General features: G+C 62.1%; 10 protein-coding genes. 3 read left to right on the forward strand and 7 right to left on the reverse strand.

The features are described from left to right. Positions 1–8 precede the first annotated feature (8 nt). The 6 genes from OS035_RS11795 to OS035_RS11820 all read right to left on the reverse strand — a co-directional run bounded on the left by OS035_RS11795 (position 9) and on the right by OS035_RS11820 (position 8,780). Entirely contained in the window at positions 9–1,214 is a 1,206-nt protein-coding gene (locus OS035_RS11795; protein WP_331813717.1) for a glycosyltransferase family protein, read from the reverse strand. Between the two features lie 97 nt (positions 1,215–1,311). Next, positions 1,312–2,484 carry an ABC transporter permease gene (locus tag OS035_RS11800; RefSeq protein WP_165503876.1) on the reverse strand — a complete coding sequence of 391 codons (1,173 nt, stop codon included), beginning with the start codon at positions 2,482–2,484 and terminating at the stop codon, positions 1,312–1,314. Further along, complete coding sequence (locus tag OS035_RS11805) at positions 2,484–3,482, reverse strand: ABC transporter permease (RefSeq protein ID WP_088940698.1); 999 nt, start codon at positions 3,480–3,482, stop codon at positions 2,484–2,486. Before OS035_RS11805 ends, OS035_RS11800 begins: the two co-directional genes overlap by 1 nt. Positions 3,483–3,485: 3 nt before the next feature. After that, a complete protein-coding gene (locus OS035_RS11810) occupies positions 3,486–5,393 on the reverse strand; it encodes an ABC transporter substrate-binding protein (RefSeq protein WP_331813718.1) in 1,908 nt (635 codons plus the stop codon). After that, positions 5,387–7,282: an ABC transporter ATP-binding protein gene (locus OS035_RS11815; protein ID WP_183854701.1), complete on the reverse strand. Its 1,896-nt coding sequence runs from the start codon at positions 7,280–7,282 to the stop codon at positions 5,387–5,389. The genes OS035_RS11810 and OS035_RS11815 overlap by 7 nt, the downstream gene beginning before the upstream one ends. Before the next feature lie 154 nt (positions 7,283–7,436). Beyond that, the gene (locus tag OS035_RS11820) at positions 7,437–8,780 is read right to left on the reverse strand and encodes an adenylate/guanylate cyclase domain-containing protein (protein ID WP_331813719.1); all 1,344 of its coding nucleotides are present in this window, start codon (positions 8,778–8,780) and stop codon (positions 7,437–7,439) included. 579 nt (positions 8,781–9,359) lie between these two features. Between OS035_RS11820 and OS035_RS11825 the strand changes: the two genes are divergently transcribed. Beyond that, positions 9,360–10,697 carry a nucleotide sugar dehydrogenase gene (locus tag OS035_RS11825; protein ID WP_331813720.1) on the forward strand — a complete coding sequence of 446 codons (1,338 nt, stop codon included), beginning with the start codon at positions 9,360–9,362 and terminating at the stop codon, positions 10,695–10,697. On the opposite strand, the gene OS035_RS11830 is transcribed toward OS035_RS11825, so the two are convergent. Beyond that, positions 10,687–11,862 (reverse strand): DUF3095 domain-containing protein, encoded by a 1,176-nt coding sequence (locus OS035_RS11830; protein WP_331813721.1) that lies wholly within the window; start codon positions 11,860–11,862, stop codon positions 10,687–10,689. The genes OS035_RS11825 and OS035_RS11830 overlap by 11 nt on opposite strands. A gap of 124 nt (positions 11,863–11,986) precedes the next feature. Between OS035_RS11830 and OS035_RS11835 the strand changes: the two genes are divergently transcribed. Further along, complete coding sequence (locus OS035_RS11835) at positions 11,987–12,466, forward strand: class I SAM-dependent methyltransferase (RefSeq protein ID WP_131710721.1); 480 nt, start codon at positions 11,987–11,989, stop codon at positions 12,464–12,466. Between the two features lie 288 nt (positions 12,467–12,754). Next, positions 12,755–13,201 carry a DUF805 domain-containing protein gene (locus tag OS035_RS11840; RefSeq protein WP_131710720.1) on the forward strand — a complete coding sequence of 149 codons (447 nt, stop codon included), beginning with the start codon at positions 12,755–12,757 and terminating at the stop codon, positions 13,199–13,201. Positions 13,202–13,242 lie beyond the last annotated feature (41 nt).

Consider the following 13,242-nt stretch of genomic DNA (forward strand, 5'->3'; position numbering starts at 1 on the left):
GCTGTGCCCTATTCCGCGACGAGGGAAAGGTGGCTGGCGCGGCCGTCGATCCATCGCCCGACCGTCTGCGAGATGTGGTCCAGCCCTTCAAGATGCATGTTGCTGCCGCTCTTCGACGGCGGCAGGCGGGAAGGCAGACGTTTCAGAGCCTCGGACACGATGGTGGGATCGGCCGATTGTTCCGGCAGCAGCATATCGACAAGGCCGAGCGCGCTTGCCCGCTGGGCACGAAGCAGCTGTTCCTCGCGCGGCTTGACGCGCGGCACGATGAGGGCCGGTTTGTCGAAGGAAAGGATCTCGCAATAGGTGTTGTAGCCGCCCATGGCGACGACGCCGGTGGCGCCGTCGATCAGCTCTTCCATGTGGTTGTCGAACTCGATCACCTCGATATAGGGGATGGCTTCGCCCTTCTGCACCAGCTTGGCCCGCTCGGCGGCCGGCATATAGGGCCCGAGCACGACAAGCGCTTTCTGCGTCAGCGTCGGATCGGCCTCGTAGGCGTTCATCACGTCGTGCACGAGATCGGAGCCGTCGCCGCCGCCGCCTGTGGTGACCAGGAGGTAATTATCCTTGCGGGCGTTGATCGAGCTCTTGCCCTTGGAGACGCTGCGCTGCAGAAAGCCGACGAAATCCATCTTTCGGCGCAGGCTGGCCGGCACGTCGAGACCCATAAGCGGATCGTAGAAATCAGGCGGACCATAGACCCAGACGCTGTCGTAATATTGGTCGATCTTCTGCATGATGCCGTTCCTCTTCCACTCGGCGTCGAGCAGATGCGGCGCGTCCATGATTTCGCGCAGGCCGAGCACCAGCACGGTGCCGCGGGCCTTGAGATAGGCGAGCGTATCCTCGACCTCGCCCTTCAATCCCATCGGCTCCTTGTCGACGATGAAGATGTCGGGCTGGAAGGTCTCGGCGGTGTGGCGGATGCTCGATTCGCGCATCTTCAGCGTTTCGTGCAGGTCGATATGGCTGGCAAGCGAGGTATATTCGCCGTTGCGCAGCTTGATGACGCTCGGGATCTTCACGAAGTCGACGCGGGCGCGGTAGTCGAAGGCGCCGGCGATCGTCGCGCCCGAAATGATCAGGATGTTGAGGCCGCGATAATCCTCGACCAGCGCATGGGCAATGGCGCGACAGCGCCTGAGATGGCCGAGGCCGAAGGTGTCGTGACTGTACATGAGGATGCGCGCATCTTCGAGACGTCTGGCCATGGGTGTTCCCTCCGGGGTGAACAGCATGCGTTAGTACCCCCACCGTCCGGAGGCCACGTGGCGGGGGCGGTGCCATAAGGCGCCGCCGGGTTTTCTGCTATTTGTAGGGATCTGCCGCATCACGCAAGCCGTCTCCCAGAAAGTTGAACGCCAAAATGACAAGAACAACAGGAATGATCGGATAGAGCAGCCAAGGATAAAAGGCGATGACGCTGACGCTTTTTGCCTCGGTCAGCAGAATGCCCCAGCTGGTGATCGGCGGGCGAAGGCCGAGGCCAAGGAAGGAGAGCGCGGTCTCGCCGAGGATCATGCCGGGGATCGAAATCGTCGCCGAGGCAATGAGATGCGACATGAAGCCCGGCACCAGATGCCGGCCGATGATGCGCGGCGTACTGGCGCCCATCAGCTGTGCCGCCTGGACGTAATCCTCCTCGCGCAGTGCCAGAAGCTTGGAGCGCACGGCTCGCGCCAGTCCGGTCCAGTCGATGATGCCGAGGATGACGGTAATGCCGAAATAGATGACGATCGGGCTCCAGGTCACCGGCATGATGGCGGCCAGCGCCATCCATAGCGGCAGGCTCGGCAGCGATTGCAGCACTTCGATCAGGCGCTGGACGACGAGATCGAAAATGCCGCCGCGATAACCGGCAAGGCCGCCGATGACGATGCCGAGCAGGAAGCTGATCGAAATGCCGATCAGGCCGATCGTCAGCGATATCCGCGCGCCGTAAAGAATGCGCGAGAGAACGTCGCGGCCGAGCCGGTCGGTGCCGAGCAGGAACATCTGCCCGCCGATCGCCGGGCAGACCAGATGATAGTTCGAGGCCGCAAAACCCCAGAATTTATAGGCATCGCCGCGGCAGAAAAAACGGATCGGCTGCACGTCGTTCGGCCGGTCGGTATAGACGCGGTGCAGCGTGTCGAGATCCAGCGTCATGCTGCGGCCATAGACGAAGGGGCCGACGAAATTGCCCTTGTCGAAGAAATGGACGCGCTGCGGTGGCGCATGGATGAAATCGACATTGCGCGTATGCAGGCCGTAGGGCGCCAGGAACTCGACGATCAGAATCATCGCGTAGACGGCGGCGAGAAAGATGCCGGAGATCAAGGCCAGCCTGTGCTGCTTGAACTTCCACCACATCAGCTGTTTCTGCGAAGCGAGATGGATGCGCGATTGCGCCGCCGTCATCGTTTCTGTCGCCAGCGGATCGAAGGGCGCGGTCGAGACGTAATGGGGAAGCGGCGCGCCGGGCGCGGGAAGGGGCGACATTATTTGGTGCTCCTGCCTTGCAGACGGATGCGGGGATCGAGGAAGCCGAGGGCGATGTCGGAGATCAGAACGCCGATGACGTTGAGGAAGGCGAGGAACATCAGGAAGGAGCCGGCGAGATACATGTCCTGGCTTTGCAGCGCCTTGATCAGCATCGGTCCCGTCGTCTCCAGCGACAGCACGATCGCGACGATCTCGGCGCCTGAAATGATCGACGGCAGGATCGAGCCGATATCGGCGACGAAGAAGTTGAGCGCCATGCGCAGCGGATATTTCAACAGCGCCCGCATCGGATGCAGGCCCTTGGCGCGCGCCGTCGTCACATATTGCTTCTGCATCTCGTCGAGCAGGTTGGCGCGCAGCCGCCGGATCATGCCGGCAGTCCCCGCCGTGCCGACGATGATGACGGGAATCCACAGGTGGGAGAGGATCGATCGCGCCTTCTCCCAGCTCATCGGCGCCGAGATATATTGCTGGTCCATCAGATGGCCGATCGAGATGCCGAACCAGATATTGGCGAAATACATCAGGATCAGCGCCAGCATGAAATTCGGAACGGCGATGCCGAGCAGGCCGAGGAAGGTCAGCCCGTAATCGCTCCAGCTATACTGGTGCGTGGCCGAATAGATGCCGATCGGAAAGGCGATCAGCCAGGTGAGCAGGATGGTCGTGAAGGAGACGAGGATCGTCAGCCACAGGCGCTCGCCGACCACGTCGGAAACCGGCATCTGGTATTCGAAGGAATAGCCGAAATCACCGTGCAGCATGCCGCCGACCCAGTAGAAATAGCGCACGATCTCCGGCTTGTCGAAGCCGTATTGCTGGCGCATCTCCTCGATTTCCTGGAGGTTGGCAGTCTCGCCGGAGGCGCGCAGCTCGGCGATCTGGCTCTCGAAGAAGTCGCCCGGCGGCAGCTCGATGATGGTGAAAACCAGCGCCGAAATGACGAAGAGCGTCGGCACCATGGCGGCGATGCGCCAGAGAATGTATCTGAGCACGCCTCAGGCCTCCTTGTACCAGAATGTATCCGGCATGTAGATGCCGAGATAGGAGGTGGGATCGAAGCCGTAGAGGGCTTTCTCCGGCAGGTTCTGCAGCTTGGCGGCGCAAAGGACCGGCTGCAGCGTGCTGTTGATCAGCCCGATCGAGAACACCTGCTGCGTATAGAGCGACAGCATCTTGTGCCAGATCACCTGGCGCTCCTCGAATTTCGCCGTCGAGCCCCACTGGCCGAGCAGGTCGACCAGTTCGGCCGCCTCCGGCAGGTCGGGGGCGGCGCCCTCCTGGCCGGCGGAGAGGTAATGCATGCCCCAGAGCGGCCATTGCAGCTGATCGTCCAGCGTCGGCGCCAGCCCCGAGGGCGACATGTCGGCGGTGGGAACACCATTGTCGAGGCCGTACCAGATCGACATCATGATCGAACCGCTCATGGCGCGGTTGCGGAAGACGTCGCGCTGCGACGTGCGTGTATAAAGCGCAAGGCCGATATTAGCCCAGTGATCGTGCACCAGCTCCAGCACGTCGGTATCGAGATTGCTCTCGCCGGCGGTCTCGACGGTGATCTCGGCGCGCCGCCCGTCCGGCAGCAGCCTTATGCCGTCATCGCCGCGCTTGGTCAGGCCGATCTCGTCGAGCAGCCGGTTGGCCTCGTCGGCATCGAACTTCACGAAGGCATCGGCATATTCCTGCTTGAACAGCGGGCTGTCGGGCAGGACGGTATCGGCGCTCGGCGTGCCCAAGCCGTAGAAGGCGACCATGTTGATCTCGTGCCGGTCGATCGCCAGCGACAAGGCGCGGCGCAGGCGCACGTCGCGGAAAAGGCCGCGCCATACCTCGTCGGCGCAGTTGAGGTTCGGCAGCAGCGTGATGCGCGAGCCGCGCGCCACCTTCCAGAGATTGACCTTCACCGGGAAGCGCTTCTCAGCTTCTTTCAGAAAGGTGTAGTCGTTGAAGTCGATGCCGGTCGCCTGCAGGTCGGCCTCGCCGGCACCCGCCTTGGCGGCGATGATCGACGAGGAGGAGACGTTGAGGATGAACCGGTCGAGATAGGGAAGCTGCCTGCCGGTCTCGTCGACGCGGTGGAAGAACGGGTTGCGCTCGAAGACGAACTGCTCGGCCGGCAGTGCCGTCGTGTTGCGCCAGGGATCGAGCGTCGGCAGGTTGGGATTCTCAGGCCGGTAGGAGCGGGCCATCTTGATGTGCAGGTCCTGCCATTTCTTGACGCGGTTGGTCTGCATCATCTGTTCCATCTTCGCCTGGTCGGGCTGGAACTTCTTATGGAATTGCTTGAGATAATGCGCCGGCCCGACGATGACGAGCGGGATCGGTCCTGCCAGCGTGGGCAGGAACATCGGGTTGGGTTTTTCCCAAGTGTAGCGCACCGTCAGCGGATCGAGCACCTCGAAACGCGGCAGGCTGCCGTGCGGGCGAAGCTCCAGCGCGCCGCCGCCCGGTGTCAGCTTGTCGTTCAGGATGACGTCTTCCCACCAGTAGCGGAAGTCGTCAGCCGTGAACGGCTCCCCATCGGACCATTTATGGCTTTCGCGCAGCCTGAAGGTGAAGACCGTGTCGTCTTCCGAGCTGAAATCAGCGAGGATATCCGGCTGGAACTGCAGGTGCTTGTTGTAGCCGATCAGCCGGGCATAGCCGTAGATCGTCATGAAGCGGATGTCGCGCTGGCTGCCGATGATGGTGCGCACCGTGCCGCCGTAGCTGCCGGGGGCAAGCCCCATCTCCTTCAGGTTGACGATGCGCGGGCGGGCGGGAATGCGCCCGGCCATCGGGGGCAGGCTGCCCGATGCCAGCCGCTCCTTGAGAAACTCAGGCTCGCCGGTCGGCTCCGCCCGAAGCGCTGCAGGGGCGATTGCAGCGCCGACAAGGCCGCCCAGAAAGGTGCGACGCGTCACCATCCTCGCAACTCCTTGGCATCGGCGCCTTTGCGGGCGCGCACCAGATGGCCGTCGCCGAGATCGGCATAGGCAAGCTCGGCGGCGTCGTCATGCTCGGCGGTGAAGGTCACACCCCAATTTTGCTTGTCTGCCGCGCCGTTTTCCCGGAGCGCCTTGAAATCGAGCGGCCGATCGAGATCGGGGAAGGGGACGGCGGCGAGCAGCGATTTCGTATAGGGGTGCACCGGATCGCGCAGGATGATCTCACGCGGCGCGATCTCGACGATACGGCCCTTGCACATCACGGCGATGCGGTCGGCCATGTAGTCGACGACGGCGAGATTGTGCGAGATGAACAGATATGTCAGCCCCAGTTCCTTCTGCAGGTCCTTCAACAGGTTGAGGATCTGCGCCTGGACGGAGACGTCGAGGGCCGAGACCGGCTCGTCGAGGATGATGAGCTTCGGGCCGAGGGCAAGCGCGCGGGCAATGCCGATGCGCTGACGCTGGCCGCCGGAAAAACTGTGCGGGTAACGGCTGAGGTAACGCTTGTCGAGGCCGATCGCCGCCATCAGCCCTTCGACCTTGCGCTTGTGCTCGTCACTGTCGCCGCGGTCGTGAATCTCCAGCGGTTCGCTGAGGATGTTGCGCACCGTCATGCGCGGCGAGAGCGAGGAGACCGGATCCTGGAACACCATCTGGATCTTGGTGCGCATGTCCTGCAATGCCTCGCCGCGTACCGAAAGCACGTCGATCACGTCCTTGCCGTCGTTGAACACCACCGAGCCGCTGTCGGGTGTGATGGCGCGCATCAGGATCTTGCTGAGCGTCGTCTTGCCGCAACCGGATTCGCCGACAAGGCCAAGGCATTCGCCGCGCCGGATGTCGAAGCTGACGTCGTCGACGGCGTGCACAACGGCGGCTTCGTGCTTGCCGAGAAAACTGCGCTTGCGCGTCTTATAAGTTTTCGAGAGGTTGGCGACCGAAAGCAGCGTGCCCGGCGCCTCCGCCTGCAACGGCTTCTTCTTGCCGACGAGGGTCTCGAGATTGACCGGCACGTCGCGCAGCGCCTTCAGCCGCTCGCCGGGCTTCATGTCGAAATGCGGAACGGCGGCCATCAGCGCCTTCAGATAGGCATGCTGCGGATTGCGGAAGATCGCTTCGACCGGCCCGGCTTCCATGATCTCGCCGTGATAGATGACGACCACCTCGTCTGCCATGTTGGCGACGATGCCGAGATCGTGGGTGATAAGCAGCATCGCCATGCCGAGCTTGGCCTGCAGTTCGCGCAGCAATTCGAGGATCTGCGCCTGGATCGTCACGTCGAGCGCCGTCGTCGGCTCGTCGGCAATCAACAGCGCCGGCTTGCAGATCAACGCCATGGCGATCATCGCGCGCTGGCGCATGCCGCCGGACAGTTCGAACGGATACATGTCGTAGGTGCGATGCGGATTGGTGAAGCCGACGAGGCCAAGCATTTCCTCGGTCTTCTCACGCGCTTCCTGCTTGTCGATCTCGGTATGGATCAAAAGCACTTCGCTGATCTGGTTTCCGACCGTATGCAGCGGCGAAAGCGAGGTCATCGGCTCCTGGAAGATCGTCGCCATGCGCCGGCCGCGCAGGTCGCGCATTTCCTCACTGTCGCGCGAGAGCGACAGGATATCGGTCGTGCTGCCGTCGAGCGGATCGGTGAAAAGAATGCTGCCGGAGGCCTTGGCCGGGTTGGGCAGGATGCCCATCACAGACTGGCTGATCACCGACTTGCCGGAGCCGGATTCGCCGACGAGAGCGGTAACCTTGCCCGGGAGGATGCGAAGATTGGCTTCCTTTACGACACGCAGCCGGTCGCCGAAAACCGAGAAGGAGACGTCGAGATTTTCAATACGCAACAAATCGGCTGCAGACGCCATACCAATGAAATTCCCCAGTCTTCTATGTTCCCGTTAAGGCACACTATCGTACCGCAAACGGGGTGTCTAGTTGATGACAATCAAGGGAAAACCACCACATCGCGCCGAAGTTCCCCAGGCGAGAAGCGCAGATTCATAGCAGGCGTTCGAGGCTTTACTGGATGAACTTCTCCGTGGTTGTGCGCTCGACGTGTTTCTTCGCGTCGCGGTGCAGGAGAATAACTTGCTCGGCTTCGGACAGCCCGTTCTGCACCGCCTCGCGGAAGCCATCGTCGACGTTGATCTCGGGGGCCGGCGCCCGTGGCTGCAGCACCGTCACCTTCTGGCGGATGCCGCGCAGCTTCTCTTCGCCGAGCGTCGTCCATTCGCCGCCGCAATAACCGGCAAAAGCCTGGCTCGCGACGACCTCACGGCCATATTTCTTGGTCAGGATCTGCAGCCGCTGCACCTCATTGACGGCCGAGCCGAAGGCGGAGAAGGTCAGCCGGTCTTTCAGGCCGACATTGCCGAACATGACGTTGCCAACATGCAGGCCGATGCCGTAGCCGACCTTGCTGAGGCCCTTCGCCTCGCGGTCCTTGTTGAGCTCGGCGACCCGCGCCTGCGCCTGATGGACGGCGGAAAGCGCTGCCTCGCAGGCGATTTTCGACGGGTCCTTGTGGCGCCCGCAGGGATAGACGGCGAGGAAGCCGTCGCCGAGGAAGCTTAAGATCTCGCCGCCGTTGCGGTTGAAGGGCGCGGCGATCGCGTCGAAGAACTGGTTCAGCGTGTCGATATAGGCCTGGCGGCCTTCCTTTTCGGCATACATGGTGGATTCGCGCATGTCGCCCATGACGAGCGCGGCACGGATCGTCTCGCCGTCGCCGCGGCGGATCTGGCCGTTCAGCACCCGCTTGCCGGCATCGCCGCCGAGATAGGTGGTCAGCATGTTGTTGGCGAGCTTGCCGAGCACGGCCATCTTGGCGGCAACCGCCAGATGGTTCTGCATCCGGAGAAGCGCGTCGATCATGTCGTCGGAAAAGCCGTTATGATGGTCGGTCGACCAGGAGCCCATCATGCCCTGCACCGAGCCGTCGCCGAAGGGCTGCACGAAGGCGAGGTAATCGGTGATTGCGTCCTTGCGCAGGTCCTCGAAGATCGGAAATTCGGCCGGCCCTTCCTGCATCAGCCGGCGGCGGATGTGCTGCAGGTTGTTGTCGAGCAGGTAATAATAGGGGCTCTGCAGAAAACGGTCCGGCTTCTGCCCGGCCGGCATGCGGAAGCCCTCGATGGTGACGCCGCTGGCGCGCCGCCAGGTAAAGCTCAGCGCGTCATAAAGCGGATGCAGCATCGAAAAGGTCAGATGCACGCGCGCGATCGGCAGGCCGGCCGCCGCGATCCTTTCGCAGAAACCGCTCACGATGTTTTCAAGCTCGTCTCCGGCCAGCGAAGAGTTCGTCAGCCATTCAGCGACCCGGTCCAACAGGATGGAGGACACGCTGGATTCGATCGTGCTCATTCTCGGTATGATCCTCATAAGGCACGCCATCCCCAAGAGCCAAAAATCCCTCGGCCGGCACATTTTTATGCGCAGGTCACAAGGAATCAGGATGTACGAGCGGTATTATTTGTCAACGATCTGCCGAAAGCCCGACAGCGGCACCCCTCTGCGTCCCCTATCGGAGACCGGACGGGCAGTCCTTTCACGGCAGTTTATTGTTGAAAGTCAAAATAGGGATGCTGCAAATGCGAAACAATGGGAGCGGAATTTTTTTGTGCGCTCAAGTTGCAACAAAGGATTGTGCCGGGGCATTTTGGCCACACCCGGGTAAGGATCTTTGAGCAGCCCAGGACCCTCCCCACAAGGGAGGGGCTTAGCTTGCCGCGTCGTCCTACTCAAAATTATCGCCGAGAACGCTGGGGCTGAAAGAGGGCAGGCCGGTGCCGCAGGTTGGCCCTCCCCCTTGTGGGGAGGGTTGGGGAAGGGTCTTGGTCGCCAACCGACGCTATTGCCGCCGGGGAGAAGAGCCCCCGGGTTTAATTCACCGCGATCATGCATTAGATCAGCTTCCTCTTCCCCGTTCCGAAAGATCCCGCCTTGGCCATCTCCACCTTCGACACGCTTTTGCAGAAGATCGAAACCCGCAACGCCCGTGCCGGCGTCATCGGGCTCGGTTATGTCGGCCTGCCGCTGGCAATCGCGGTGGCGCGCAGCGGCTTTGCGGTCACCGGCTTCGACATCGATCCCTCCAAGATGGTGGCGCTCGATGCCCGCCGCTCTTACATCGATGCCGTCACCAATGAGGCGCTGTCGACCGAGATCGAGGCCGGGCGCTTCCAGGCGACCACCGATTTTGCCGGTCTTGCCGAGTGCGACGTCATCATCATCTGCGTGCCGACGCCGCTGACCAAACATCGCGATCCCGATCTCTCCTTCGTCGAGGCGACGTCGCGCTCGATCGCGCAACATCTGCGGCCCGGCCAGCTCGTCGTGCTGGAATCGACCACTTATCCCGGCACCACCGACGATATCGTCAAGGTCATCCTCGAAGGCACGGGACTGAAATCCGGCGCGGATTTCTTCGTCGGCTTCTCGCCGGAGCGGGAGGATCCCGGCAATCAGCATTATCACACCGCCACCATCCCGAAGGTCGTCGCCGGCGACGGGCCCGAGGCGCTGTCGTTGATGAAGGCCTTTTACGGCGCGGCGGTCTCGACCGTCGTTCCGGTCTCCTCGAATGCGACGGCCGAGGCGGTGAAGCTCACCGAAAACATCTTCCGCTCGGTCAACATCGCCCTCGTCAACGAGTTGAAGACCGTCTATGCGGCGATGGGCATCGACGTCTGGGAGGTGATCGACGCGGCCAAGACCAAGCCCTTCGGCTACATGCCCTTCTATCCCGGCCCCGGCCTTGGCGGCCACTGCATCCCGATCGACCCCTTCTACCTCACCTGGAAATCGCGCGAATACGAGCTGCCCACCCGCTTCATCGAGCTCGCCGGCGAGATCAATTCGGCGATGCCGCGTTACGTCGTCGGCAAGCTTGCCGAAGCCCTCGATATCCGCGCCGGCAAGGCGCTGAGCCGCAGCAAGGTGCTGGTGATCGGGCTCGCCTACAAGAAGAACGTCGCCGACATAAGAGAGAGCCCGTCGCTGCGGCTGATCGAGATCATCGAGGAACGCGGCGGGCGGGCCGATTATCACGACCCCTTCGTCGCCGAGATCCCGCCGACACGTGAATACCAGGCGCTGAAGGGCCGCCGATCGGTGGCGCTGACGCCTGATACTATCGCCGGCTACGATGCGGTGCTGGTCGCCACCGACCATGACAGCGTCGACTATGCGACGCTGGCAAAAAGCGCTGCGCTGATCATCGACACCCGCAACGTTTTCAACCGGCTCGGCCTTTCGGCCGATCACGTCATCAAGGCGTGACGGCAACGCCGGAAAGCGATTTTCCGGTCATCCGGCTGGCAGCCACCGCATAACCGCCTGACGCGCCGTCGATGAAATGCATATGGTCGCGCGAAATCGGCGTCGGCACGAAGCAGGTCATCAGCGCCGAGGCCTGCCGATGCAGGCCGTAGCGGGCAATACCCTTGGCGCGTGCCGCTTCCAGCAGCGTCTCGATCCGTTTCAGATGTTCGGCGTCGACGTCGACCGTCATTTTCAGCCCGTCGTCGAACTTGCGGAAATCGGAATTGCCGGCGACGTCGCGCTTATAGCGGCGTGCGTCGAAGCGGCCGAGCGGAATGCCGAGCCGATAGCAGACCACGGTGATGGCGAGCTGCAGGAAGATGATCAGCTTCTGGCGCAAGCGCCGGCCGGCGGGGGCTGTGGCCTTGGCCTCGCGATTGATGCCGTGCAGCGAGAAGGCAAGCTCCGGGCCATCGGCCGGCACCGGATGGCTGCCGCGGTTCTGTTCGCCGGTGATCGCGACGATGCCGTTGACGAGGTCGCGGAATTCTTCGCCCGGCCGGCCTTCGCCTGGAACCGCGATGATCGAGACGATCTCGCCGTTCTGCGCATCAATCGGGCTCCAGCGGCAGGAAAGGCCGGTCAGATCCGGGCGTGTTCCGGCCGCCGCGCGCCCGACCGCGTAATGGCCGAGCTTCATCTGTCTCTCCGCCCAACTGGTGCCGCCGCCCCAAAACATCGCATAGGTGACATGCGGGCTTGCCGAGTAGCGCGCAACGCGCACGTCAAGGCCCTCGGCGCGGGTGTCGGCGACCGGAACGATGGCGACGCGCAGCATCAGGCCGAGATCCTCCTCGACCCAGATCTGCACGGCGGCAAGGGCATCGCGTGCCGCCTGCTCGAGCGAGCCCGGAAGCGCGATCAGCGCGCCGTCGCCGCCGAAGACGAAGGGATAATCGCCCTTGCCGACGGCATTCAACACAGCCGAAATGACGCTGGCGCCGGCCATGTTGACGTCCTTGTAGCGGCCGCTGGCGATTGCCTGCGTCGAGCCGACGATATCGGCAAGCGCCAGCACCCACCCATCCGGCAGCGGCCGGTAGTTTGCGGCAACGGTCACGCCCTCGAAGGCGCTGAACAACGGCACGGCGGCAAAGAATTCTTCGTCGGTCACGGTTTTCATGTCATCCAGCTTAGCACAGACCCATGTTGCCACTGCAACGCCATTTCCCATTTACGGCAATCGACTTGGCAAGGTTTCATGTGTTAGCACGCGCTCACGATATTTCATGACGGATATGGATTAGATGAGCCGCCTCGACAGCTTCATTCGCCGGTTGACGGCCCAACGCGACATTTTGAACGCGATCATCGATCTGGTCGGCGAAATCGAAGGCCCGGTGCTGGAATTCGGTCTCGGCAACGGCCGCACCTATGACCATCTGCGCGAAAATTTCCCCGGCCGCCGCATCGTCGCCTTTGACTGGGAGGTCCGCTCCTATTCGGCCTCGACACCGGCGGCGGAAGATATGGTGACCGGCAATATCCGCGAGTCCGGCCAGGCCTTCCTCGGCATCGGCGCGGCACTCGCCCACGCCGATATCGGCACCGGCCATGACGAGATCGATGCGGTGACGCTGACCTGGCTGCCGCAGCTGATGGCCGGCGTGCTCACCCCCAACGGCATCGCCGTGAGCGGCCTGCCGCTGGAGCATGCCGAGCTGGTGGCGCTGCCGTTGCCGGAGGGGATCAAGGAAGGGCGGTATTTTTTGTATCGGAGGACATGAGCCGCAGCAGAAGGCGGTTGTGGCGACTGCCGTTCGACAGAAGCGAGGCGTTGCCACGATCCCCTTCTCCCCCGGGTAGGGCGTAAAGCACCACATCGTATGATCGCCCTGGCAGGTCGCGAACCAACCCATCTCGTGGTCCTCGAAGTCAAAAATCTCACTGCTCACGCTTTTCAATGCAGACACGACGCAACTGCCTCATTGCAATTTATGCGTTTGAATTGTAGCTGGTTTCTTCGAGTCGATAGGTGAGATCGCCAAAAACTCTCAGCGAGATAGGGCATTAAAGTGGGGTTTACAGAAGCTGCCGGCACGGTTCTGGTGCAGAAATATGCTACTTTCTTCGGAAGAGCTTCCCGCGCGGAATATTGGTGGTATGTCTTATTTTATGTTCTAGTACTGCTTGCGATGGGCATCTTGTGCAATGTAGTCGCCGGCTTTTCCGATTTCCGGGACGGAGTTCCCCCACCACTCGCCCTCCTCTTCTTCCTCGGCGGATTGATTTGGCTCGCGATGTTTTTGCCAGCGATAGCAGTTCAAGTACGCCGCTTCCATGATCGCAACATTTCCGGTTGGTGGTATCTCGCGCTGTGCATTGCTAATTTTGTTCCCTACATCGGTCTGATTGCAGTTATTGCGATCCTGGTGATCAACGTGCTTCCGGGCACCGAAGGTCCGAACAAGTTCGGGCCCGATCCGTTGCGTCCTGAAGCGCGCGCAGAGGTCTTTGCCTGAGAGCTGGGATCCTCAACTTTGTGCTAGCGCCTGTTTGAAAC

This window comes from Rhizobium sp. 268 (genome assembly GCF_036571585.1).
Taxonomy (GTDB): Bacteria; Pseudomonadota; Alphaproteobacteria; order Rhizobiales; family Rhizobiaceae; genus Rhizobium; species Rhizobium redzepovicii.

Coding starts and splice junctions, on each gene's coding strand:
- OS035_RS11795 (WP_331813717.1), bottom strand. CDS start 1,214: ATGGCCAGACGTCTCGAAGATGCGCGCATCCTCATGTACAGTCACGAC.
- OS035_RS11800 (WP_165503876.1), bottom strand. CDS start 2,484: ATGTCGCCCCTTCCCGCGCCCGGCGCGCCGCTTCCCCATTACGTCTCG.
- OS035_RS11810 (WP_331813718.1), bottom strand. CDS start 5,393: ATGGTGACGCGTCGCACCTTTCTGGGCGGCCTTGTCGGCGCTGCAATC.
- OS035_RS11815 (WP_183854701.1), bottom strand. CDS start 7,282: ATGGCGTCTGCAGCCGATTTGTTGCGTATTGAAAATCTCGACGTCTCC.
- OS035_RS11820 (WP_331813719.1), bottom strand. CDS start 8,780: ATGAGCACGATCGAATCCAGCGTGTCCTCCATCCTGTTGGACCGGGTC.
- OS035_RS11830 (WP_331813721.1), bottom strand. CDS start 11,862: ATGAAAACCGTGACCGACGAAGAATTCTTTGCCGCCGTGCCGTTGTTC.
- OS035_RS11835 (WP_131710721.1), top strand. CDS start 11,987: ATGAGCCGCCTCGACAGCTTCATTCGCCGGTTGACGGCCCAACGCGAC.